The following is a 24,460-nucleotide window of genomic DNA, read 5'->3' as shown; positions in this document are numbered from 1 at the left end:
AACTGATTTAGCTTGGGAAGGTGATGCAAACTGCTTCTGGTACATAAAAATCATGATTGGTTTCTGTTAGAAGACCGGAAGTGGTGTCTCTTTTGAAAACAGTAGCATTATCGGAATCTTGTTGGACAGCGATTAGGTGATTTTCCTTTGGTGTCAAGCAAAAATCTCTTGGTGTTTTTCCAAAGCTAGAAATGATTTGGACGCGCTCTAGCTGCCCATCGCCATAGACACGAAAGACTGCGATAGAGTCATGTCCACAATTGCTGGCATAGACAAATCGACCATCTGATGAGATTCGAATCGCTGCGCAAGCATTGAAACCATCATAATCCTCTGGGATGGTACTATGAGTTTCGTAATGCGCAAATTGCCCATTGCCATCATAAATGAGAACTTCAACGGTCGAATTCAATTCACAAATAAGGTAGGCAACTTTTAGGGAGGGATGGAAGACGATATGACGACTGCCAGCACCTGGACTCGCTTGATAGTTGCCAATGAGCCCGACAGAGCCATCATTTGACAAAGAATAAGTCGCGACACTATCTGTCCCGAGGTCACAGACAATCAGGTGCTTATCGGGTGTTAGCCCCGCAAAATGTACTCTGGATTGGTCTTGGTTGGGATGTGGTCCAGAACCAGAACGCTTAACAGTGTTGAGGAGTTTTAGCTGGCCGTCGTCTGTTAATTGATAAATCAGAACCTCTCCCTTATGGTAGTTGGCGCCAAACACCATATGGCGTTTGGGGTCGCTTGAGAGATAGCAGAGCGGTGCTCCAGATTGGAGAACATGATTGACAGCCTGAAAGTTTTGGTCAAGATTGACAAGTCCGCCCTGCCCATTTTTCCCAGCGACAGCAAAAAGGTGCTTGTCTAAGAAGGCGAGGTAGGTTGGATTGTTTTCGGTCGCTAGGAGTTCTAACTGGCTAAGTTGCCCACTTGTCTCATCAAATTGAGCTTGATAAATGCCTTGTGACGAACGTTTGGTGTAAGTTCCAAAAAATACAGTTCCTGACATGGTACCTCCCTAAATATTATCGAGTCATAACAGTGCTAATTATAGCATAAATTGGAGACATTTTTAATGGCATTTAGAAAAGAATAAGATCTTGTTTTTTTGCTATAATAGTAGTTGTCTTAGAAAGGAAATGACGATGACTAAATTAGCGACAATTTGTTATATTGATAATGGGAAGGAATTGCTTTTATTACATCGCAATAAAAAGCCCAATGATGTTCATGAAGGCAAGTGGATTTCGGTAGGTGGGAAGTTAGAAGCTGGTGAGACTCCAGATGAATGTGCCAAGCGTGAAATATTTGAAGAAACCCATTTTACAGTTAAGGAAATGGACTTCAAGGGCGTGATTACTTTCCCTGATTTTACCCCTGGTCATGATTGGTATACCTATGTTTTCAAAGTGACAGACTTTGAAGGTGACTTGATTTCAGACGAAGAATCAAGAGAAGGAACGTTGGAATGGGTGCCCTATGACCAAGTTTTATCTAAGCCCACTTGGGAAGGCGATTATGAAATTTTCAAATGGATTTTAGACGATGTGCCATTCTTTTCTGCCAAGTTTACCTACAATGATCAGCAAGAGTTGGTTGAGAAAAGTGTGACCTTTTATGACAAATAGAGACTTTCGACTTATTGAAGACGACATTGCCTTCGCTGTCAGAGCTAGCGCGTTGGTAATTAAGGATAATCGCTTACTGACTATATAGGCAGAACAATTGGGTAAATACTATTTGCTTGGCGGAGCGATTCGTGTTGGAGAAGGTACTTCGGTAGCTTTAAAGCGCGAATTGAGGGAAAAACTTGGAGTTGATTGTCAGGTTGGAAATCTAACCTTCGTGGTTGAGAATCCCTTTGAGTTACAAGACCGATTTTGGCATAACATCGAGTTTCACTATTTAGTTGACATTGAAGGACCACTTCCTGAAAAAGTGTTGGAAGGTAGTGAGACTCGCTCTTTAAAATGGCTTCCAATTGACCAACTAGATAGGGTTGATTTCAAGCCAACATTCTTAGCGCAAGTCTTGCCAAATTGGACAGGAAGCCTGCAACACATTAAGTCTGACTATGGTAGAAAGGCAACGAAAGCTTCAGAAAGTGATATAATAGCAGTTAGTACAACGGATACTTAAAATCTGATACAGAAAGGATATTTATGAACCGCACCAAGCAAAAATCATTCAAAGACACATGGTTTTTCAAATGGATTTTAGATAATCAAGCAGTGGCAGTCTTAATGATTACCTTTTTAGTCTTTTTGACCATTTTTTTGCTGACTAAAATCTCATTTTTACTAACGCCAGTCGTCTCGATTATAGCCATTATTATGTTGCCAATGGTGATTTCTGGTTTACTATTCTATTTGACCAAACCCATGGTCGATTTTGTAGAGCGCAGGGGACGTTTAAACCGCTCAGCATCGATTTTGTTTGTGTTTGCCATCATTCTATTATTGATTATTTGGGCGATGTCAGGCTTTATTCCCATGATGATGCGCCAGCTCAGTACATTTGTCAAAGACCTACCTGATTATATTTATAAAGTAAACAAAGAAGCGACCCTCCTATTAGATAGCTCTTTGCTGAAAAATTACCAAACAGAGTTACAGAATATATTGTCTAATATTAGTTCAAAAGCGGTCGGATATGCTGAGTCGGTTTCAAAGAACGCTTTGGAATGGGCAAGTACTTTTGCTAGCGCTGTGGCTAAGGTTACTGTCGCCATTATCATGTCTCCCTTCATTCTATTTTATTTGCTCAAGGACGGCGATAAGATGAAAGGTGGCTTGGTGAAAGTCTTCCCAACCAAATTCAGACGTCCGATTTCTAGGATTTTGAGCGATGTCAATTCTCAACTGTCTGGTTACGTCCAAGGACAAGTTACCGTAGCTATCGTTGTCGGCATCATGTTTACCATCATGTATAGTTTGGTCGGTCTTCGTTATGGTGTGACACTGGGGATTATTGCGGGAATTTTGAACATGGTGCCCTATCTCGGTAGCTTTCTGGCTCAGGTACCTGTTTACATTTTGGCTCTAGTAGCTGGTCCTATGATGGTGTTGAAAGTCAGCATCGTCTTCATCATTGAGCAGACTTTGGAAGGTCGTTTTGTTTCGCCATTGGTCTTGGGAAATAAGCTGAGCATTCATCCGATTACCATCATGTTTATCTTATTGGTAGCTGGTTCCATGTTTGGAGTTTGGGGTGTCTTCCTCGGTATTCCAATCTATGCTTCTGTCAAAGTTGTGGTTAAGGAATTATTTGATTGGTACAAGACTATCAGTGGTCTGTATGACGACTAAAAAGAAAGGAATAGAAATATTGCTAAATAGTGAAAAGATGGTTGCATCCATCCAAAATCAAGATTTAATGCGAGCAGATAAATATTTTGAACGAGCCCTTAAAGATGACCCTGAGGAGGTCTTGTTAGATTTGGGGGCTTACTTGGAAAGTATTGGTTTTTTACCACAAGCTAAACGCCTTTATTTGCAATTACGCGATAATTTTGTTGAGGTCAATGTCAATCTTGCTCAGATTGCTGCTGAAGATGGCGACATTGAAGAAGCTTTTCTCTATCTTGATGCTGTTCCAGAGGATAGTGATGATTATCTGTCAGCCCTGCTAGTCATGGCTGATCTTTATGATATGGAAGGGTTGACAGACGTCGCGCGTGAGAAAATGCTCTTGGCAACTCAGTTAAGCCAAGACCCTCTGGTCATTTTCGGTTTAGCAGAGCTTGAGATGTCGCTTGAAAATTATAACCAAGCCATCAAAGAATATGCCAAACTAGATAACCGTGACATTTTAGAAACGACAGGTATTTCCACCTACCAACGCATCGGTCGTGCCTATGCCAGCCTTGGAAAATTCGAATCAGCTGTGGAATTTCTTGAAAAAGCCGCTGAGATTGAATACGACGATCAAACTGTGTTTGAATTGGGAACTATTTTATACGATCAAGAAGAGTATCAAAAAGCCAATTTGTACTTTAAACAATTGGATACCATGAATCCTGATTTTGAAGGTTACGAATATGTCTACGCTCACTCTCTTCGCGAGGAAAATAAATCCGAAGAGGCTCTGCGACTTATTCAGCAAGGCTTGACTAAAAATAGCTTTGACGGCCAACTCCTACTTTTTGCGTCGCAGTTGTCCTACGAGTTACACGACAGCCAATCGGCAGAATCTTATCTCCTTCAAGCTAAGGAAGTTGCTGATGATATCGAAGAGGTATTGATGCGTCTCACTAACCTCTATCTGGAAGAAGAGCGGTTCGACGACGTAATTGCGCTTGATCAGGAAGACATCGATCATATCTTGACCAAGTGGAACATTGCTAAGGCTTATCGTGCCCAAGAGGAGGACGAGGCCTTGGACCGCTACCAAGCTCTCGAAAAAGACTTAGCAGAAAATCCAGAGTTTTTACAGGAGTATGCTTATCTTTTGCGGGAATATGGCTATCGCGATAAAGCCAAAGAAGTGGCAGAAAAGTATTTGAAGATTGTTCCAGATGACGTAGACATGGCGGTGCTTTTCAATGAAAACTAGCCCTAAAGAGATTCTAGCAAGCAATCTAGTGACCCTCATTTTAATCCTGATTCTCCTGTCTATATTTGACCAAAGCGAGCAGACAGTCCGCAATATTTTGATTGTTTGGACGAGCTTTGCTGCAATCATGATTTATGATTTGGTCAAGTGGTGGCGAAATCGTCAGAAATAAAGAATACTACTAATTGAAGATAAATAAAAAATTCACAAGTAAATTTCACAATCTTTATCAAAAACTGTGCTATAATTGACCTATCATTGTGAAAAGAGGGAAAACATGACAGATTCAAAAAAACAATTTGGGGCTGATCTCGTTGTCGATAGTCTCATTAACCATGACGTAAAATATGTATTTGGTATCCCAGGTGCAAAAATTGACCGCGTCTTTGATACGCTTGAAGATAAAGGACCACAATTGATTGTGGCACGTCATGAGCAAAATGCTGCTTTTATGGCGCAAGGTATTGGACGAATCACTGGAGAACCCGGGGTTGTAATTACAACTAGTGGACCGGGTGTCTCTAACCTTGCTACAGGTCTCGTGACAGCAACTGATGAAGGTGACCCTGTTCTTGCTATTGGTGGACAAGTTAAACGCTCTGACCTGCTCAAACGTGCTCATCAATCAATGAACAACGTTGCTATGATGGCACCAATTACAAAATATGCAGCAGAAGTTCAAGATGCCAACACACTTTCAGAAACCTTTGCTAATGCTTATCGCTGTGCCAAATCTGGTAAACCAGGTGCAAGCTTCATTTCAATTCCACAAGACGTGACAGATGCTACAGTATCTGTTAATGCCATCAAACCACTGACTGACCCCAAATTCGGTACAGCCTCTGTCAATGATATTAACTACCTAGCCCAAGCCATCCGTAATGCAGTTTTACCAGTATTCTTGCTTGGTAATGGCGCTTCACCTGAAAAAGTCACTGCAGCTCTTCGTCGCTTGTTGGAAGCTGTTAAATTACCAGTCGTTGAAACTTTCCAAGGTGCTGGTATTGTGTCGCGTGACTTAGAAGAAACCTTCTTTGGACGCGTTGGTCTTTTCCGCAATCAACCAGGTGACATGCTCTTGAAACGCGCTGACTTGGTTGTTGCTATTGGTTATGACCCAATTGAATACGAAGCCCGTAACTGGAATGCTGAAATTTCTGCGCGTGTCATCGTTATCGACGTTGACAACGCTGAAATCGATACTTATTTCCAACCAGAACGCGAATTGATTGGTGATATCGCAGATACGATTGATATGCTGATTCCTGCTATCAATGGCTACCAATTACCTGCTGGTTCGAAAGATTATCTCAAAGGCTTGCGTGAAAATATTGTTGAGGATGTTAAGTTCGACCGTAATTCAAAAGATGGTCTCGTTCATCCTTTGGATGTTGTGGACGTTCTTCAAGACAATATCACTGATGATATGACTGTGACTGTTGACGTTGGTTCACACTACATTTGGATGGCTCGTTACTTCAAATCTTACGAAGCTCGTCATTTGCTTTTCTCAAACGGGATGCAAACACTCGGTGTCGCACTTCCGTGGGCAATCTCAGCTGCGCTTGTTCGTCCAAACACAAAAGTCATTTCAATCTCAGGAGACGGTGGTTTCCTATTCTCAGCACAAGAACTTGAAACAGCCGTTCGCTTGAAATTGCCAATCGTTCATGTCATTTGGAATGACGGAAAATACGATATGGTTAAATTCCAAGAAGAGAAGAAATATGGTCGTTCATCAGGTGTCGATTTTGGACCAGTTGACTTTGTCAAATACGCTGAAAGTTTTGGAGCCAAAGGCTACCGCGTTAACAGCAAAGCAACCTTTGAAGCAACCTTTAAAAAAGCCCTTGTGGAAGCTGAAGACGGACCTGTCCTTATCGATATTCCAATTGACTACAAAGACAATGCTGATTTAGCAGAAACAATCCTACCAGACGAATTTTATTAATCATTAAAAGAGGAAATTATGTCAGAAGCAATTAAACTTTTTCAATACAATACATTAAGTGCCTTGATGGCCGGTTTGTATGGTGGCACACTCACAGTTGGTGAACTGTTAGAACATGGTGATCTTGGTATCGGGACACTTGATTCTATCGACGGGGAACTGATTGTCCTGGATGGTAAAGCCTATCAAGCTAAAGGTTCTGATGGTGTTCCGACAGTTGTAGAGGTGTCTCCAGATGTGAAAGTTCCTTATGCAGCTGTCGTTCCTCACCAAGCGGAGGTCATCTTCAGACAACGCTATGCAATGACTGATAAAGAATTAGCAGAGCGTATCGAATCTTATTATGATGGCGTCAATCTTTTCCGTTCAATCAAGATTCATGGGCATTTTGCTAAAATGCATGTCCGTATGATTCCAAGGTCAACACCAGATACAAAATTTGCGGAAGTTGCGACACGTCAACCAGAATATACTCAAGAAAATATTTCTGGTACTATTGTTGGGATTTGGACACCAGAAATGTTCCACGGTGTTAGTGTAGCTGGTTATCATCTCCATTTTATCTCTGATGATCATACTTTTGGTGGTCATGTGATGGACTATATCATTGATGAAGGCATTGTTGAAGTCGGACCCGTTGACCAACTTGATCAACGTTTCCCAGTTCAAGACCGTAAATATTTGTTTGCGAAATTCAACATGAATGAATTGAAGGAAGATATTGAAAAAAGCGAATAAACGAATATAATTGTCTGATTTCTATTTTATGACTTCGTTAGTTTGTTTTTCAGTATTTAAGTACCGTCTGCGTCTCGTTTCGTACCAAAAGCAAACTATATCAAAAACCCTCGAAGATTATCTCCGAGGATTTTTTCATGGTTATTTTTTCATTCTTTCAATTTTTTCAGCTATTGGTGTAACACGTAGCGTCTTTTGTCCTGTGTAGGTCACAAAACCTGGTTTAGCACCCGTAGGCTTGTTTAATTTTTTAGCTTCAATCATATCAACTTGAACGAGATTAGATAAACGAGCTTTTGAATAATAGGCAGCTAACTCAGCAGCATCAGTCTTAACCTCGTCGCTTGGATTAAGGTTATCTCGGATAAGAACGTGGCTACCAGGAATATCCTTAGCATGGAACCAAAGTTCTCCTTTTTTAGCCATTTTGAAAGTCAATTCATCGTTTTGAAGGTTGTTTCGTCCCACCAATATAATGGTTTTTCCATCAGATGCCAAGTATTGTTCTGGTTTTTTGCGCTTATGACGCTTGTCGTGACTGCGACGCTTGATAAAGCCAGTCTCTACCAATTCTTCACGGATATCCTCGATGTCATCCATAGAAGCGTGATTAAGGGCTGTTTCAACAGATTCCAAGTAGGCAATCGAATCCTTAGTATCCTGAATAATACCATTCAGGTGCTTAACAGCCTCTTTTAGTTTTTGATACTTCTTGAAATATTTTTGAGCATTCTGATTAGGTGTCAAAGCCTTGTCAAGAGCAATCGTGATAGGCTCATTGGTGTAGTAATTATCAAGCGTCACTTGGTCTTGGTCATTTGGAACCATAGACAAGTAAGTTGTCAGCAATTCCCCTTTCTGGCGAAATTTTTCGGCATTCTCAGTAGCCAACAACTCTTCCTCTTGCTTACCAAGTTTTTTAATATTCTTATCAAGTTCGTTTTGAACACGGTGAATGAGGTCGCTAGCCTGTTGGGCAATGCGGTCGCGTTCAGCCTTTTCTTGGTAGAAATAATCCAGTAATTCTCCTAAAGTTTCGAAGGTTTGTCCACTATCTGAAAATGGCACAGCTGAAAATGATTTTTCCGTTAAACTTGGAGAGAAGGGGCGGTTAAAGAAGTCACGAAAGGCTTGCAAACGATTAGTTTTTAATTGACCAGCCAACTCGGTTGCAGTATCTCGTCCCAACCCTTGAAATATTTTTTGGAGTGATTTGGGCGCTAAATCTTGGGTTTGTAATATTTCAAACAACTTTTCGTCGGCAATGTCAAAGGGATTCTTAGCATCTGTCTTAGGTGGTGCGATATAAGTTGCCCCAGGTAAAATAGTGCGGTAACTGTTTTGCGAGAAACCGACGTGCTTGATGGACTCAATAATCTTACTTTCGTTTTTATCAATCAAGATGATATTGCTGTGCTTACCCATGATTTCCACGACCAGAGTCGCCTTGATATGGTCACCAATTTCATTTTTGTTGGAAACAGTGATTTCCAGAATACGGTCATTTTCAATCTGCTCAATAGCTTCGATGACAGCACCCTGCAAATATTTCCGCATAATCATGGTAAAAGTATTTGGTTTTTGAGGGTTTTGAAACTCAGCTTCGGTAACTTGTACGCGACCAAAGATAGGGTGAGCCGAGAGTAGCAGTTTATAATTCTTGCGATTATTACGAACAGTCAAGACCATTTCACGTTCAAAAGGCTGATTAACCTTTTGAATACGCCCAAATAAAACCTGCTCTTGCAATTCTTTAGTTAAATGATGTAAAAAAAATCCGTCGAAAGACATGCTGTCCTCCTTATTTCTAATTGTATTCGATAGCCCTTCCATTATACCATATGCCTATGTAAAATAATTTTTTAAAAATTTCCAGAATCGCTTGCAATTTTCAGAATTTAGTGTATAATTAAAGAAAATATCAAGAAAGGAAGACGAAGATATGACAACACAATTTTTCACAAACTGGCAAAACTGGCGTAAGTAAAAGTTGTGTTTATGGTATGCATAGATACAACTTTTGGAGTACTTCAAAAAGTATCTATGCGCTAGTTTTAGTCTGACAAACATAGGAGCGCATGGTAAAGCAATTTATCAAGCGCTTTTCTTTTACGTAAGTAGTCCGATTTTAGGTAGATTATCAAATTAGAAAAATGTTAGGAGTAAAAAATGAAAAATAAAGGACTAATTGGAACATTAATTATTTTGGTAGTTTTAGTTTGTGGCTCTTTGATTAGTGAGCAGTCGAAATCCAAAACGACGCAAGCAAATAAAGTGGTTAAGGTAGGGATTTTACAATACGTCACCCATGAGGCACTAGACGAGATTGAAAAAGGGGTTGAAGATGGTTTGGCAGACGCAGGGTATTCTGGTAAGCATGTCAAATTGACTGTTTTAAATGCGGAAGCCGACCAAAGTAAAATTCAAACCATGAGTAAACAACTGGTTAACGCTAAAAATGATGTCGTCATTGGGATTGCGACTCCAGCAGCTCAAGGCTTAGCATCAGCCAGTTCAAAAATACCAGTCATTATGGGAGCTATCTCAGACCCAGTAGGTGCTAAGTTGGTCAAGAATATTAAAAAACCTGAAGGAAATGTTACGGGAATATCCAACCAAGTCCCAATTAAACAGACTGTGGAGTTAATTCAACAATTGACACCAAATGCTAAAACAATCGGTGTTTTATATGCCAGCAGTGAGGATAATTCGGTTTCTCAAGTTGCTGAATTTAAAAGATATGCTAAACAAGCAGGTCTAAATGTTGTCGAGTATTCAGTACCATCAACCAACGAAATCAAAACAACCATGTCTGTTATGACTGGTAAAGTTGATGCAATCTTTGTTCCTCAAGATAATACCATTGCTAGCGCCTTTACGACAGTCGTTGATTTAGCTACCGCAGCTAAAATTCCTGTCTACTCTAGTGTCGATACAATGGTCAAGCAAGGAAGTATTGCTTCAATAGCTCAAAGTCAATATGATCTTGGTATTGAAACAGCCAAAGAAGCTGTTAAATTGTTGAATGGTAACAAGGTTTCAGAAGTGCCAGTCAAGGTTATTGATACTGGAAAACCAACTTTGAACTTAAAAGCTGCCAAAGAACTTGGTATTACAGTACCAGATGATCTTTTGAAATCAGCTGACATTGCCGTTAAAGAATAGTGAATTAGGGAGAAGTTAACATGATTATTTCATCGGTATCACAAGGTCTCTTGTGGGGGATTCTTGGTTTAGGGATTTATCTAACCTTTCGTATTTTGAATTTTCCTGATATGACAACTGAAGGGTCATTTCCACTAGGTGGCGCTGTTGCGGTCACACTCATGAACCACAGTGTCAATCCATTGCTAGCAACTTTGGCGGGGATGTTAGCAGGCTGTTTGGCAGGTTTAGCAACTGGTCTCTTGTACACTAAAGGAAAAATTCCGACACTTCTAGCAGGAATTTTGGTCATGACCTCATGTAACTCTATCATGCTTATGGTCATGAAACGTGCCAATCTTGGTCTGCTGGACAGTAAGACCTTGAAAAATTTATTACCATTCACTGACGAGGTCAATCTCCTAATCCTGGGATTGATTGCTGTTGTTATTGTGATTTCTTGCTTGATTTATTTCTTGTACACACGTCTAGGGCAAGCTTATATTGCCACGGGAGATAATAGCGATATGGCCAAAAGTTTTGGTATCAATACCGACCGCATGGAAGTTATGGGATTGGTTATTTCAAATGGTTTGATTGCCTTATCAGGTGCTTTGGTCAGCCAACAAGATGGTTACGCTGATGTCTCAAAAGGGATTGGTGTGATTGTTATCGGACTTGCTAGCATCATTATTGGTGAGGTAGTCTATTCAACCAACTTGACCCTTTTAGAACGTTTGATTGCGATTGTCGTTGGTTCAATTTTCTACCAATTCTTGATTACAGGTGTCATTGCACTCGGATTCAATACCAACTATCTCAAATTATTCAGCGCAATCGTCTTGGCAATTTGTCTAATGGTGCCAGTGCTTAAAGAAAAAATCTTCAAGGGAGTGAGGTTATCACGATGACAGTAATTATTGAATTAAAAGATGCAACTGTTCAAGTTAATAACGGTTTTGACGAAACTAAGACCATTCTAGACCATGTTAATTTGACCATCCATGAACATGATTTTATTACTATTCTCGGAGGCAACGGTGCTGGTAAATCGACCCTGTTCAATGTGATTGCTGGGACTCTAATGTTAACCAGCGGTAGCATTTTCATCATGGGAGAAGATGTTACAAACTTCACAGCTGAGCGTCGTGCAAAATATTTGGCGCGTGTCTTCCAAGATCCTAAGATGGGAACCGCTCCTCGGATGACTGTCGCAGAGAATCTGCTGATTGCCAAATATCGTGGCCAAGGTCGTGGCTTGGTTCCAAGACGAATCGGTCACTTCAAAAATGAATTTAAGACCTTACTAGCACGCACTGGAAACGGTTTGGATAAGCATGTTGATACGCCGACAGGTCTTTTATCTGGTGGTCAACGTCAAGCACTTAGTCTTCTCATGGCAACGCTTCAGCGTCCAGAATTGTTGCTTTTGGATGAACATACGGCTGCGCTTGACCCCAAAACAAGCGTGTCCTTGATGGCATTAACGGATAGTTTTGTCAAGGGTGATCAACTGACTGCCTTGATGATTACTCATCATATGGAAGATGCTTTAAAATATGGAAATCGCGTCTTGGTTATGAAGGACGGAAAAATCATCCGAGACTATAGCCAAGCTGAAAAAGCCAAAATGGAAATCGCGGATTATTATCAATTATTTGAATAACGATGAAAAATCAATTTGTAAGAGTAGATAGAGCAGAATAGCCTTTGAACAGACGCTTGAAAGTTGTATTGGAGAATCTGAATTGTACCGACAAAGTTGCAATCATGGAAATCGATGATAGTTTTACTAACGGTAGACAGATTGTTGATACCTATCAATTTCCAGAAGAACTTGGCATCAATACCCTCTTTTTCAAGGGAAAGAAGGGAAAGCAAGTTGATTACCTAGCGATACTTGCCCCTTTTAAGAAAAAAGTGGTGACAAAAACCATCAAGAAAAATCTAGGTTATCGTGATTTGGAATTTTTGGATAAAAATGAGGCAGAGCAAATAACGCATCAAGAATTTGGGGCCTTTTCTCCCTTTGGGCTTCCGAGTGATTGGAAGATTTTGACCAGTGAAGATATTACCAATATGCCAGAACTTATCATCGGGTCCGGTGAGCGACGGCTGACGTTGAAAATAGAAGGAAAGCTACTGTTAGAACTTTCAAATATTTCAGTAGTCCCTCAAAATATGGACTATATTAGTTAATAATATGGAAATCGGGTTGTTCCTAATAAGACTATTCGATTTTTGATTTTCTTTGAGGGTCATACGACTAGTAGGAGAATATTTTCTGAAAATATGATACAATAGAGTTGCTGTAATTCGACTTGTGTTCGCCACAAGGACCGTAAGTATTCAAAATCAGAGCCTAGCTCTGCTATTACCATAAAAATTACAAGGAGAAAAATCGTCATGAGCGATATTAAAATCATGGCCTTAGGTGGTGTGCGTGAAAACGGCAAGAACCTTTATGTGGTCGAAGTTAATGATTCTATTTTTGTCTTAGATGCTGGTCTGAAATACCCAGAAAACGAGCAGTTGGGTGTTGATGTTGTCATTCCAAATCTAGACTATTTGATTGAAAATAAGGACCGTGTGCAAGGAATTTTCCTAACACATGGTCATGCAGATGCCATCGGAGCATTGCCTTACATTATTGCTGAAGTTAAGGTACCAGTTTTCGGGTCGCCTCTTACTATTGAGCTTGCAAAACTTTTCGTGAAAAATAGCACGGCTGTTAAGAAATTTAACAATTTTCATGTTATTGACAGTGAAACTGAAATCGAATTTCAGGACGCCGTTATCTCATTTTTCAAAACAACGCACTCAATTCCAGAATCAATGGGGATTGTTGTTGGGACTGACCAGGGAAATATTGTTTACACCGGTGATTTTAAATTTGACCAGGCTGCACGCAAATATTATCAAACAGACCTTGCTCGCCTAACTGAAATTGGTAGCGACGGTGTTCTTGCCCTCCTATCTGATTCGGCAAATGCAAGTAGCACAGAACAAACTGCCAGCGAATATGAAGTTGGCGATGAAATCAATAATGTCATCGGTGATGCTTTAGGTCGTGTCGTGGTTGCCGCTGTCGCTTCAAACTTAGTTCGTATCCAACAAGTTTTCGATGCTGCTGCAAACCATGGACGTCGTGTCGTTTTGACTGGATTTGACATTGAAAATATTGTCCGTACAGCTATTCGCATGAAACGTATCCATTTGGCAGACGACCAGTTGTTAATTAAGCCCAAAGACATGTCTCGCTTCGAAGACCATGAGCTGATTATTTTGGAAACTGGTCGTATGGGTGAGCCAATCAATGGTCTTCAAAAAATGGCTGTTGGTCGTCACCGTTATGTTCAAATTAAAGAAGGAGACCTTGTCTTCATCGTTACTACGCCAAGTATCGCTAAAGAAGCAGTTGTTGCCCGTGTTGAAAACTTGATTTACAAGGCAGGTGGTTCTGTCAAATTGATTACGCAAAACTTGCGCGTGTCAGGACATGCTAACGGTCGTGACCTTCAGTTGATGCTTAACCTGCTTCGTCCTAAATATCTCTTCCCTGTCCAAGGAGAGTATCGTGATTTGGCGGCCCATGCTTCCTTGGCTGAAGAGGTCGGTATGTTCCCAGAAAATATCTACATCGTCAAGCGTGGTGATGTGATGATTTTGGAAAAAGATGGCTTCTTCCATAGTGGGGCTGTTCCAGCGAGCGATGTTATGATTGACGGTAATGCCATCGGTGATGTTGGCAATATTGTTCTTCGTGACCGCAAGGTCTTGTCGGAGGATGGCATTTTCATCGTTGCTATCACGGTCAATAAGAAAGAAAAGAAAATTGTTTCACGCGCTAAGGTCAGCACACGTGGCTTCGTTTATGTTAAGAAGAGCCGTGACATCTTGCGTGAAAGTGCTGAGCTGGTTAATACAACTGTTGAAAATTACTTGGCACAAGGCACTTTTGACTGGGGGGAATTGAAAGGTTCTGTTCGCGATGAAGTGAGCAAGTTCCTCTTTGACCAAACTAAACGTCGCCCAACTATTCTTCCAGTAGTCATGGAAGTTCGCTAATCAATACACATGAAAAAGGTTACCCTAGCGGTAGCCTTTTTGACTAAAGGAGAATCACATGGCATTTTTTAAAATTGAGTACCATTCTAAACTGTTGCGCATGGAGCGTCAGGTCAATGTTATCTATCCAGATGCTTTTGAAATTGATGACAATCAGGTCAATGACCGAGACATCCCAGTTCTTTATCTTCTACATGGTAGCGGTGGTAATGAAAATTCTTTCCAAAAACGTACCGATATTGAACGCCTCCTGCGTCATACTAATTTAATTGTCGTTATGCCGTCAACGGATTTAGCCTGGTACACAGACACAGCTTATGACTTGCCCTATTTTCGTTCAATTGCTGAGGAATTACCTCAGGTTTTGCAACGATTCTTTCCCAACATGACAAAAAATCGCGAGAAAACCTTTATTGCAGGTGTGTCTATGGGTGGTTACGGAGCCTACAAGATTGCCTTATCAACTAATCGCTTTTCACACGCGGCAGCCTTTTCAGGTGCTTTAAAACTAAATCATCCTGATTTGCTATCAAAGGAGAGAGAGGCTTACTGGTCTGGCATTTTTGGTGGTGTGTCAGAAGAGGATTTGAGGCCTCATTTGTTGACAAGGCTGGCAGCGAAGTCTGATAAACAAACCGAATTTTTTGCTTGGTGTGGTTACGAAGATTTTCTCTACCCTGCTAATGAAGAAGCAGTGGCAGATTTACGAAAAGAAGGTCTCTTAATCGACTATCGAACGTCCCACGGTAGTCACGATTGGTACTATTGGAATCAGCAGCTAGAAGCTGTGCTAGAGTGGTTGCCGATTGACTATGTTAAGGAAGAGAGACTTTCTTAATATGACTTAACGACTGTTACATCTTGATGTTTGTATACTTTTTACTTGTCAGTTTAAGGAAACCTTGGTATACTGAGTTTTCAAGTTTTAGGATTGTTAATGACACTAAGAAGGTGAGGATTTTCATGCGAAATCTATTTCATATATTATTTGCAATCCCGAGGTTCTTTATCCATTTGGTTTGGAATGTTTTTTGGCGATTGGTACGAACGGCGATTGTTCTTGCATTGGTGGTACTTGGTCTAGCTTTTTATGCTAATCATAGTCAATCAGCGCTGGCACAAAGCATTTCTTCTACCTTGCAAACCGTCAGCCAGTATTTTCAATCACAGAGCGCAAGCAATGTCACCAAAAAACTGTCCAGCTTAACGACGGATGATCTTAAAGTTTATAGCGGTACGAGGTGGACGACAAATAGTGCTAGTATTTATATTAAGACGCAGGATGCGACCTTAGTATCTGCCTACCAAGAGGCTATTACAGCATGGAATGCAACAGGTGCTTTTACCTTGACATTGACTACTGATGAATCGAGCGCGGATATAATTGCCACGGATTATTCTGATGCGAGCACGCAAGCGGCTGGACTTGCGGAGACAGAGTCAAATGCTGTAACTAACCATTTGACTCACGTTGATGTTAAGTTGAATACTTATTATCTGCTTGATGACTCATATGGCTATACTTACGAGCGAATTGTCAATACAGCAGAACATGAATTGGGACATGCTATGGGCTTGTCGCACGATGATAGTGAAGATTCGGTCATGCAGTCGTCAGGTTCCTATTTTGGTATCCAAGACGCTGACATTCAGGCTTTAAAGAAACTCTATCAGTCATAGAAAGTTTAGAAAGACATGTTAAGAAAACTTAAACGCTTTGCCAGACGGCACCCTGACCAAGCTTTTCTTTTGCTATTTAACACGGGGATTTTTACTTGGTTGCAGACGACAGGTTTGCTCATTGCTTCAAAACTAGGCCTCGACAGTGTTCGACTTGCCGAGATTAGAGCGTTTATTCCAGATTGGCTTCGCCTTTTTGTAGGTGACCATTTGGGGAAATGGCAGAGCTTCTTTGGTAGTTCACCGATTGGTTGGTTTATTTTATCCATGATTTTGGCTTATTTTATCAGATTTCTGAGAGGTCTGACAAAAGCAGTAGTGATGATTATCATTATAGCCGTAGGCGTCTATCTCATCTCTAAAAATCAACAACTCTTACAGCTTTTAAATACGTTCGGATAACACTTGAGGCCAAGGAATTTCTCCAAGGTCTCTTTTTACTAGCCTAGCCCCGTGGAAAATGCTTTCGACAATTAAGTAAAACATGGTATAATAGTAAATTGGAACAGGTTAGCCCTGTATGATGAACTTAAAGCACATAGGAGAAGTCATGGACGAATTGAAAAAAATTGCTGGCGTTACCGCAGCTCAATATGTTAAAGATGGAATGACCGTAGGACTTGGAACAGGCTCAACAGCTTATTTCTTTGTTGAAGAGATTGGTCGCCGTGTTAAAGAAGAAGGCTTGTCTGTTGTTGGTGTCACAACGTCAAGTCAAACAACTGCTCAAGCTGAAAGTTTAGGCATTCCCTTGAAATCAGCCGATGATATTGATGTGATTGATGTCACCGTCGATGGTGCTGATGAGGTCGACCCTAACTTTAACGGTATCAAAGGTGGTGGTGGTGCCCTCCTCATGGAGAAAATTGTGGCAACACCAACCAAAGACTACATCTGGGTTGTGGATGAGAGCAAACTCGTGGACACTCTCGGTGCTTTCAAACTTCCTGTCGAAGTTGTTCAGTACGGCTCTGAACGTCTTTTGCGTGTATTTGAAGCTAAAGGCTACAAACCAGCTTTTCGTCAAGTTAATGGCAAGCGTTTTGTGACTGACATGGGGAACTTCATCATTGATTTAGATTTAGGAAAAATTGCTGACGCTGATGCCCTAGCAAATGAATTAGACCACACAGTCGGTGTTGTCGAACATGGACTTTTCAACGGTATGGTCAACAAAGTCATCGTGGCCGGCAAAGACGGTGTTCAAATTCTTGAATCAGATAAATAAGCTAAGATATTTTATAGGTTTTGGGTGCCAACCGTAACCACCCTAGAAAAGGATAAATATTATGTCTAAATTTGATCGTATTCACCTGGTAGTTTTGGATTCTGTTGGTATTGGTGCTGCACCAGATGCAAATAACTTCCAGAATGCCGGTGTTCCTGATGGTGCATCAGATACCCTCGGTCACATTTCAAAAACAGTAGGACTTGATGTCCCTAACATGGCAAAAATTGGTCTAGGAAATATTCCTCGCCCACAAGCCCTAAAAACAGTTCCAGCCGAAGAAAATCCAAGCGGTTATGCAACAAAACTGCAGGAAGTTTCTCTCGGAAAAGATACCATGACAGGTCACTGGGAAATCATGGGACTTAACATTACGGAACCTTTCGATACTTTCTGGAATGGCTTCCCAGAAGAAATTATCACAAAAATCGAAGAATTTTCTGGCCGTAAAGTTATCCGCGAAGCTAACAAACCTTACTCAGGAACACAAGTTATTGAAGACTTTGGTGCTCGCCAAATGGAAACTGGTGAATTGATTATTTACACATCAGCTGACCCAGTGCTTCAAATCGCTGCACACGAAGACATTATTCCACTTGATGAGTTGTACCGCATCTGTGAATATGCTCGTTCAATTACTTTGGAACGACCAGCGCTTCTTGGTCGTATCATTGCACGTCCATACGTCGGTGAACCTGGCAACTTCACTCGCACAGCTAACCGTCGCGATCTTGCCGTATCACCATTTGCCCCAACCGTCCTAAATAAATTGGACGAAGCAGGCATTGATACCTACGCTGTTGGTAAAATTAATGATATTTTCAACGGTTCAGGTATCAACCATGACATGGGACACAATAAATCAAACAGCCATGGTATGGATACTTTGATTAAAACAATGGGTCTTCCAGAGTTTGAGAAAGGCTTCTCTTTCACCAACTTGGTTGACTTTGATGCCCTTTACGGTCACCGTCGTAACGCACATGGCTACCGTGATTGCTTGCATGAATTTGACAACCGACTTCCAGAAATTATCGACGCAATGCGCGACAAGGACCTTCTTTTGATTACGGCTGACCACGGAAATGACCCAACCTATGCAGGAACAGACCATACACGTGAGTACATTCCACTTTTGGCTTATAGCCCAGCATTCACAGGTAACGGAGTCATTCCAGTAGGTCATTTCTCAGATATTTCAGCGACAATTGCTGAAAACTTTAGTGTTGACACTGCTATGATTGGTGAATCATTCTTGGATAAATTGGTCTAAGTTTCTATTCACTCCGTCTAAAAGAGACTAGCAGACAAATCTACTGATTGAATTATTTTACGAGGTAAAACATGACATTACTAGAAAAAATCTACGAAACACGTGATTTCCTACGAGCTAAAGGCATGATAGAACCAGAATTTGGTTTGATTTTGGGGTCAGGTTTAGGTGAATTGGCTGAAGAGATTGAAAATGCAATCGTAGTTGATTATGCTGATATCCCAAACTGGGGTCGTTCAACAGTTGTTGGGCATGCTGGCAAATTGGTTTATGGTGACCTTGCTGGGCGCAAAGTCCTTGCTCTCCAAGGACGTTTCCATTTCTATGAAGGCAATCCGATGGAAGTGGTGACTTTCCCAGTTCGTATCATGAAAGCACTTGGTTGCCATTCTGTACTTGTGACCAATGCTGCTGGAGGTATTGGTTTTGGTCCTGGCACTTTAATGCTTATCAAAGACCACATTAACTTTACAGGTACCAATCCATTGATTGGTGCTAACTTGGATGAATTTGGTCCACGTTTTCCAGATATGTCAGATGCTTACACAGCTGCTTATCGTGAGAAAGCGCAAGCTATTGCTCAAAAACAAAACATCAAACTTGAAGAAGGTGTCTACATCGGTGTGACTGGGCCAGCTTATGAAACCCCAGCTGAAATCCGTGCCTTCCAAACGATGGGCGCTCAAGCTGTTGGTATGTCAACAGTTCCAGAGGTAATCGTCGCCGCTCACTCAGGCTTGAAAGTCTTAGGAATCTCTGCTATCACCAACTTTGCCGCAGGTTTCCAATCTGAACTCAATCACGAAGAAGTGGTTGAAGTGACGCAACGTATCAAAGAAGACTTCAAAGGACTCGTTAAAGCCCTAATTAAGGAGTTGTAAGATGCGTATTCATTTTATCATTCATGAGTCTTTTGAGGCACCTGGCGCTTACGAAAAATGGGCACAGGACCGCAATCATCAAGTGACTAAGACCTTGCTCTATAAGGGCGAAAAGCTTCCTGCATCAGTTGACCCTATCGATATGTTGATTGTCATGGGCGGACCGCAAAGTCCTAAAACAACTAAGGAGGACTGCCCGCATTTTGACGCTAAGGCTGAAATTGCTTTGATGCAAGCCATGGCTAGCGCTAACAAACCCCTAGTCGGGGTTTGCTTAGGAGCACAGCTATTAGGCGAAGCCTTCGGAGCAGGTGTCAAGCATAGTCCTCACAAGGAAATCGGAAATTTTCAAGTGACATTGACGGACGCAGGCAAGCAAGAACCACTGTTCAAGGCTTTTCCTTCGCAATTTGTCACAGGTCACTGGCATGGGGATATGCCAGGGTTACCAAAGGGGGCACTTGTGCTGGCAGAAAGTCAGGGTTGTCCAAGACAGATTGTCAAATTTGGTGATAAGCAGTTTGGCTTCCAGTGCCACATGGAATTTTCAAAGGACTTGGTTGCAGGTTTAATTGCTGAGGAAGATGATTTAGAAGGTGAGAGCTTAAAAGAGCCTTATGTTCAGTCTTCGTCAGAAATCTTGGCTTACAATTATGATGAAATGAATCATTATCTTTACAACTTCTTAGACGAACTAACAGAGAATGTCTAGAAAAAATGACTACACAGTAAAATTAGTGATTGCCACCCTAATGACTGGACTATGTGTTGGTCTTGGTGGTATTCTAATGAACCTTGCCCTAAAACTTGTTGAGAAAATAGCTTATGGGACTACCGACGAAGACACCAATCGTTTATTCGCTTTAGCACCGCTAAGCCATCGTTTCTGGCCCATCTCATCCTTTTAGCTGCTGCTATCTGGTATTGGTTGCAGTCCAGTTCACGTAGATTGTATTCGATCAAGGCGCAGGTTAATAATGCGGATGATGAGAGTTCGTAGCCCTGGCTACTGGCAACATACGCTACACGCTTTTCTACAACTGATTTTTGTAGGGGCAGGAGCACCCGTTGGCAAAGAAGGTGCTTCAAGAGAAATTGGTGCTTTGACAGCTGGGAGAATAGTTACTAAATGTTCGCTCAATCTTGTAGACCGCAAACTAATGATTATTTGCGGTGCCTTAGCTGGTTTAGCTGTAGTTTATCAGGTGCCATTAGCGAGTGTCTTCTTTGCTTTTGAAACCTTGGCACTTGGTGTTTCACTACGACGTATTTCAATCGTAGCGACTACTACCTATTTGGCAGCTTACATTGCTCAGCTAACAGTCCCGACAGTGCCTTTGTATCAAGTGGCCACTTTTCAAAGAAAAACGTCCATTTGGCAACTGTTTGCTGAAATCTTGCTAGTTTTATTACTGCCTCCCTTTGCAGCATGGTTCCGTAAAATGACTAAAAAGGCTGACCGTATTCGCATTAAAGATAAGAGGATTCTTTAGCACCTACCACTTGTGACTCTTTTTACCGCAGGATTCGCTATCAAAATCCCTGAAGTTCTGGAAAATGGCAGTGCCATAGCGCAATTTATTTTTGATAAACCTACGGTCACTTGGTCGCTCCTAATTCTAGTCGCCTTAAAAGTAATCCTTCCTTTGTTAACGTTGAAAGATGGGGGTTACTGAGGTACCTTGATACCTTCTTTTTCATTGGGCGTAGCCCTTGCTTATTTGCTGGGAGTATTGCTAAACTTCTTGTTTCCTGGAAGTAGTTTATCTTTAGTCGATTTGTCCTTGGTTGGCGCAAGCATTTTTTTGACGACCACTATGAAGGCTCCCTTAACAGTGGTAGGCTTGGTTGTGTCATTTACTGTGCAAACAAATCAAACCCTCATTCCACTTATCGTGATTGTTGCACTGACAACAGTTTACGATCGTTATTTATTACAATAGAAAGAGTCAATTATGTCAATCCATATCGAAGCTAAACAAGGTGAAATTGCTGATAAAATTTTGTTGCCGGGTGACCCCCTTCGTGCAAAATTCATTGCTGAAAACTTTTTAGAAGATGCTGTCTGCTTTAACCATGTCCGTAATATGTTCGGTTACACAGGTACCTACAAAGGTCAACGTATTTCTGTCATGGGGACTGGGATGGGAATGCCATCCATTTCAATCTATACGCGCGAGCTAATTGTTGACTACGGTGTGAAAAAACTTATTCGCGTCGGGACAGCAGGTTCTGTTAACACAGATGTTCATGTCCGCGAACTTGTCCTAGCTCAAGCGGCAGCAACAAATTCAAACATCATCCGCAATGACTGGCCAGAATACGATTTTCCACAAATTGCAAGTTTTGACTTGCTTGACAAGGCCTACCATATTGCTAAAGACATGAATATTACAACGCACGTTGGTTCGGTCTTGTCTTCCGATGTCTTCTATTCAAGTATGCCTGAACGCAACATGGCGCTCGGTAAACTTGGTGTCCACGCTATCGAAATGGAAGCGGCAGCGCTTTACTATCTTGCTGCGCAACATGGTGTGGAGGCTCTTGGTATCATGACCATTTCAGACAGCTTGGTTCATCCAGAAGAGGATACGACAGCTGAAGAGCGTCAAACAACCTTCACCGACATGATGAAAGTTGGATTAGAAACTCTTATTGCAGACTAAAAGGATGAGGTGGAAAAATGGCAGAGCTTGCGACAGTATTAAGTGTTTTAGTTGGAAACTATTCCTATTATAATGCCCTTCAATTGGCGTGTGCTTTTGACCATTCTTCAGAGGAGTTCCATTTTCTTTTAGAACTGATGAAGGAGCGACGTGAGCTCAATGTTGACTTCATTTTTGCGCATGAGCAACAAGTTCAGTCTATCGAGGATAAGTATCAGATTAGACTAGTTTCAAATGACTTGGAAAATGAGCGCTTGGCTAATTATATTATGGACTTAGAAGCTAAGGTTCGAAACGGCAATATCATTGACTTTGTGAGAGCAGTCAGTCCGATTCTCTATCGATTATTTTTAGCAATTCTGAAAGAAGAAGTGCCTGACATTGAAAGCTATATTAAGAATTCAAAAAATGCTAAGTATGATAAGTGGGAGAGAAAGTTAATCGACAAATCAGATGACCCTAAACTTAAGGTGATTTTTTCGGATTGGATTGATTTTAAAGTAACCACCGAAAGTCTGGCTGAATGTATCCAGCGCACGCAGGCAAGACCTGAAATCAAGCAGACCGTTCTTAATCTGAGAGAGTTTGAACGCTCGGTCAGAAATCCTCTTGCCCATCTGATTAAGGCTTTTGATGAGGAAGAGCTGCATCGCACGACAGGCTTTTCATCACAAGAATTCCTTAACCAAATCATCTACTTGGCCAAGCAAGTGGGGATTGTCTACGATACAAGAGAATTTCATTTTGATAAAATAAATAGAATTATCATCACTCAAATATTAAATGAAGAATAATAAAAATGACTAGGAGAATTTGCTCTTAGTCATTTTTATCTAGTCTTTATCAAATTTAACTTCTTCTAGAAGATAATCAATAAATCTTTCTCCCATCTTAGAGAGGTTCGCTTTTTCATGTCTGATGTAAACGATATCAATAATATCATCAACATCAAGAGGAATTGAAACGATATTATCACCGTTTAGATTACTATTGAGAATCCCTGTTGCAATCGTGTAGCCGTCCAATCCGATAAGGAGATTAAACAGAGTCGCGCGGTCGCTGACTACGATTGATTTTTTATGTGAAAATTGAGAGAGAATCTCTTCTGAAAAATAGAACGAATTGTGAATGCCTTGGTCATAACTGAGGTAGGGAAAGTCCTCTAAGTCACTGAGAGAAACGTTTTTTTTCTGCGCTAGCGGATTATTCTTGCTGACAAAAATGTGTGGCTTGGTCGTAAATAAACTGGTGTAAGTCAGATGATTATCATCAAACATCTTGGTCAAAACATCTCGGTTATAACTATTAAGGAAGAGGACGCCGATCTCTGAACGAAAATTTTTAACGTCATCGATGATTTCCCAGGTCCTTGTCTCACGAAGGAAGAGCTCGTAGCGCGTCATGTCAGTCCCTTCAAGCAGTGAGACAAAAGCATTGACCACAAAAGCATAGTGCTGGGCAGAGACGCTGAATAATTCTCGATTTTTATTCTGTCCCTTGTAACGCTCTTCTAAAAGGGCAGTTTGCTCAACCACTTGGCGAGCATAGGATAGAAACTCAACACCGTCCTTAGTCAGAGTGATTCCTTTAGGGTTTCGGATAAAAATATCAATACCCATCTCCCGCTCAAGGTCACGTACAGCATTGGAGAGGCTTGGTTGAGTGATGAAAAGTTGCTTGGCAGCTTCGTTCATACTTCCGGTTTCTACGATTTTAATAATGTAATGTAATTGTTGGATACGCATACCATAAGTTTAACCTAAAAAATGCGACACTGCAAGGTGTTTTCTAATTGAATCAATTCCGAAAGTCCGTTTTTTGCCATCTATCACTTCTTTGGAGGAACATTTTGACCATCAAAAAAGAATATGGTGTGCTCAAATCGCCTTGTTCAGTGTGATTTAGAATTGAAAGGAGTACTGTCCTCCCCAAAAGGACAGACGCCACCCTTGGTCTTAAGGGAAACTTTTAAAGTTAAACAACCCAACTGGCTAACTGTGACATCTGCCCGTGATTGAGCTTGTACAAGGCGAAGCCTACCATGACTAGAAAGCTCATGGTGACAACTACTTTCATTTTAGCTAAAGCCCCTAATGGTGTGATTTTCCAAACGAAAATCCCTATCCAATCGCCATTTAGCTTCTCGATACTCGTCCGTTCTTTGTAAAGTCTCTTAAACTTAGCACTGGAACGAGCTACGATAGTGACTATAATAGGCTCAACACTACGCTTCAAGCGATAACTCTTAGAATTATTGTATTTAGGATG

General features: G+C 41.1%; 27 protein-coding genes and 1 pseudogene. 24 read left to right on the top strand and 4 right to left on the bottom strand.

The window, feature by feature from the left end; genetic code table 11:
• Positions 1-7: 7 nt before the first annotated feature.
• A complete protein-coding gene (locus IYQ92_RS01945; protein WP_195675093.1) occupies positions 8-1,018 on the bottom strand; it encodes a lactonase family protein in 1,011 nt (336 codons plus the stop codon).
• Between the two features lie 136 nt (positions 1,019-1,154).
• On the opposite strand from IYQ92_RS01945, the gene IYQ92_RS01940 reads away from it, so the two are divergent.
• The 7 genes from IYQ92_RS01940 to budA all read left to right on the top strand — a co-directional run bounded on the left by IYQ92_RS01940 (position 1,155) and on the right by budA (position 7,252).
• A complete protein-coding gene (locus tag IYQ92_RS01940; RefSeq protein ID WP_195675092.1) occupies positions 1,155-1,637 on the top strand; it encodes an NUDIX hydrolase in 483 nt (160 codons plus the stop codon).
• A 97-nt stretch (positions 1,638-1,734) separates the two neighbouring features.
• A complete protein-coding gene (locus tag IYQ92_RS01935) occupies positions 1,735-2,148 on the top strand; it encodes an NUDIX hydrolase (RefSeq protein WP_195675091.1) in 414 nt (137 codons plus the stop codon).
• 23 nt (positions 2,149-2,171) lie between these two features.
• Positions 2,172-3,317: an AI-2E family transporter gene (locus tag IYQ92_RS01930; protein WP_195675090.1), complete on the top strand. Its 1,146-nt coding sequence runs from the start codon at positions 2,172-2,174 to the stop codon at positions 3,315-3,317.
• Positions 3,318-3,336: 19 nt separating this feature from the next.
• Positions 3,337-4,563, top strand: a complete 1,227-nt coding sequence (locus IYQ92_RS01925; protein ID WP_195675089.1) for a tetratricopeptide repeat protein — start codon at positions 3,337-3,339, stop codon at positions 4,561-4,563.
• Positions 4,553-4,735, top strand: coding sequence for a sec-independent periplasmic protein translocation protein TatC (locus IYQ92_RS01920; protein WP_195675088.1), 183 nt, complete (start codon positions 4,553-4,555; stop codon positions 4,733-4,735). The genes IYQ92_RS01925 and IYQ92_RS01920 overlap by 11 nt, the downstream gene beginning before the upstream one ends.
• 105 nt (positions 4,736-4,840) lie before the next feature.
• Positions 4,841-6,514 carry an acetolactate synthase AlsS gene (alsS, locus tag IYQ92_RS01915; protein WP_195675087.1) on the top strand — a complete coding sequence of 558 codons (1,674 nt, stop codon included), beginning with the start codon at positions 4,841-4,843 and terminating at the stop codon, positions 6,512-6,514.
• A gap of 18 nt (positions 6,515-6,532) precedes the next feature.
• Positions 6,533-7,252 (top strand): acetolactate decarboxylase, encoded by a 720-nt coding sequence (gene budA / locus IYQ92_RS01910; protein WP_195675086.1) that lies wholly within the window; start codon positions 6,533-6,535, stop codon positions 7,250-7,252.
• 141 nt (positions 7,253-7,393) lie between these two features.
• On the opposite strand, the gene IYQ92_RS01905 is transcribed toward budA, so the two are convergent.
• Positions 7,394-9,043, bottom strand: a complete 1,650-nt coding sequence (locus tag IYQ92_RS01905) for an Rqc2 family fibronectin-binding protein (RefSeq protein ID WP_195675085.1) — start codon at positions 9,041-9,043, stop codon at positions 7,394-7,396.
• A 378-nt stretch (positions 9,044-9,421) separates the two neighbouring features.
• Between IYQ92_RS01905 and trpX the strand changes: the two genes are divergently transcribed.
• The 17 genes from trpX to IYQ92_RS01820 all read left to right on the top strand — a co-directional run bounded on the left by trpX (position 9,422) and on the right by IYQ92_RS01820 (position 22,986).
• Complete coding sequence (gene trpX / locus IYQ92_RS01900) at positions 9,422-10,417, top strand: tryptophan ABC transporter substrate-binding protein (RefSeq protein ID WP_195675084.1); 996 nt, start codon at positions 9,422-9,424, stop codon at positions 10,415-10,417.
• Positions 10,418-10,437: 20 nt separating this feature from the next.
• Positions 10,438-11,307: an ABC transporter permease gene (locus IYQ92_RS01895; protein WP_195675083.1), complete on the top strand. Its 870-nt coding sequence runs from the start codon at positions 10,438-10,440 to the stop codon at positions 11,305-11,307.
• Complete coding sequence (locus IYQ92_RS01890) at positions 11,304-12,062, top strand: ABC transporter ATP-binding protein (protein ID WP_195675082.1); 759 nt, start codon at positions 11,304-11,306, stop codon at positions 12,060-12,062. Before IYQ92_RS01895 ends, IYQ92_RS01890 begins: the two co-directional genes overlap by 4 nt.
• A gap of 56 nt (positions 12,063-12,118) precedes the next feature.
• Positions 12,119-12,595, top strand: a complete 477-nt coding sequence (locus IYQ92_RS01885; protein ID WP_195675081.1) for a YbaK/EbsC family protein — start codon at positions 12,119-12,121, stop codon at positions 12,593-12,595.
• Positions 12,596-12,802: 207 nt separating this feature from the next.
• A complete protein-coding gene (locus IYQ92_RS01880) occupies positions 12,803-14,464 on the top strand; it encodes a ribonuclease J (protein ID WP_195675080.1) in 1,662 nt (553 codons plus the stop codon).
• 58 nt (positions 14,465-14,522) lie between these two features.
• A complete protein-coding gene (locus IYQ92_RS01875) occupies positions 14,523-15,302 on the top strand; it encodes an alpha/beta hydrolase (RefSeq protein ID WP_195675079.1) in 780 nt (259 codons plus the stop codon).
• Positions 15,303-15,427: 125 nt separating this feature from the next.
• Entirely contained in the window at positions 15,428-16,144 is a 717-nt protein-coding gene (locus tag IYQ92_RS01870; protein ID WP_195675078.1) for a matrixin family metalloprotease, read from the top strand.
• A gap of 15 nt (positions 16,145-16,159) precedes the next feature.
• Complete coding sequence (locus IYQ92_RS01865) at positions 16,160-16,546, top strand: hypothetical protein (RefSeq protein ID WP_195675077.1); 387 nt, start codon at positions 16,160-16,162, stop codon at positions 16,544-16,546.
• Between the two features lie 148 nt (positions 16,547-16,694).
• Positions 16,695-17,372 (top strand): ribose-5-phosphate isomerase RpiA, encoded by a 678-nt coding sequence (gene rpiA, locus IYQ92_RS01860; RefSeq protein WP_195675076.1) that lies wholly within the window; start codon positions 16,695-16,697, stop codon positions 17,370-17,372.
• A 61-nt stretch (positions 17,373-17,433) separates the two neighbouring features.
• On the top strand, positions 17,434-18,645 hold the full coding sequence (locus IYQ92_RS01855) for a phosphopentomutase (protein ID WP_195675075.1): 1,212 nt from the start codon (positions 17,434-17,436) through the stop codon (positions 18,643-18,645).
• 71 nt (positions 18,646-18,716) lie between these two features.
• A complete protein-coding gene (locus tag IYQ92_RS01850; RefSeq protein ID WP_195675074.1) occupies positions 18,717-19,526 on the top strand; it encodes a purine-nucleoside phosphorylase in 810 nt (269 codons plus the stop codon).
• A gap of 1 nt (position 19,527) precedes the next feature.
• The gene (locus IYQ92_RS01845) at positions 19,528-20,238 is read left to right on the top strand and encodes a glutamine amidotransferase-related protein (protein ID WP_195675073.1); all 711 of its coding nucleotides are present in this window, start codon (positions 19,528-19,530) and stop codon (positions 20,236-20,238) included.
• Positions 20,231-20,434: a hypothetical protein gene (locus IYQ92_RS01840; RefSeq protein ID WP_195675072.1), complete on the top strand. Its 204-nt coding sequence runs from the start codon at positions 20,231-20,233 to the stop codon at positions 20,432-20,434. The genes IYQ92_RS01845 and IYQ92_RS01840 overlap by 8 nt, the downstream gene beginning before the upstream one ends.
• Positions 20,435-20,503: 69 nt before the next feature.
• Positions 20,504-21,019 carry a chloride channel protein gene (locus tag IYQ92_RS01835; protein ID WP_195675071.1) on the top strand — a complete coding sequence of 172 codons (516 nt, stop codon included), beginning with the start codon at positions 20,504-20,506 and terminating at the stop codon, positions 21,017-21,019.
• Between the two features lie 189 nt (positions 21,020-21,208).
• The gene (locus IYQ92_RS10680) at positions 21,209-21,469 is read left to right on the top strand and encodes a chloride channel protein (RefSeq protein ID WP_195675070.1); all 261 of its coding nucleotides are present in this window, start codon (positions 21,209-21,211) and stop codon (positions 21,467-21,469) included.
• A gap of 12 nt (positions 21,470-21,481) precedes the next feature.
• A complete protein-coding gene (gene deoD, locus IYQ92_RS01825) occupies positions 21,482-22,192 on the top strand; it encodes a purine-nucleoside phosphorylase (protein ID WP_195675069.1) in 711 nt (236 codons plus the stop codon).
• 17 nt (positions 22,193-22,209) lie between these two features.
• Positions 22,210-22,986: a LytR family transcriptional regulator gene (locus tag IYQ92_RS01820; protein WP_195675068.1), complete on the top strand. Its 777-nt coding sequence runs from the start codon at positions 22,210-22,212 to the stop codon at positions 22,984-22,986.
• Between the two features lie 39 nt (positions 22,987-23,025).
• Here IYQ92_RS01820 and IYQ92_RS01815 read toward each other — a convergent pair whose 3' ends face one another.
• Together IYQ92_RS01815 and IYQ92_RS01810 are read right to left on the bottom strand one after the other, a co-directional pair.
• The gene (locus IYQ92_RS01815; RefSeq protein WP_195675067.1) at positions 23,026-23,937 is read right to left on the bottom strand and encodes a LysR family transcriptional regulator; all 912 of its coding nucleotides are present in this window, start codon (positions 23,935-23,937) and stop codon (positions 23,026-23,028) included.
• Positions 23,938-24,166: 229 nt separating this feature from the next.
• A pseudogene (locus IYQ92_RS01810) lies at positions 24,167-24,460 on the bottom strand (DDE transposase); the annotation flags it as partial.

Origin of the sequence: Streptococcus sp. HF-1907, from assembly GCF_015594605.1 — a bacterium.
Taxonomy (GTDB): Bacteria; Bacillota; Bacilli; order Lactobacillales; family Streptococcaceae; genus Streptococcus.
Note: the sequence above shows the minus strand (reverse complement) of the source record. Positions and strands in the feature narration are given on the sequence as shown.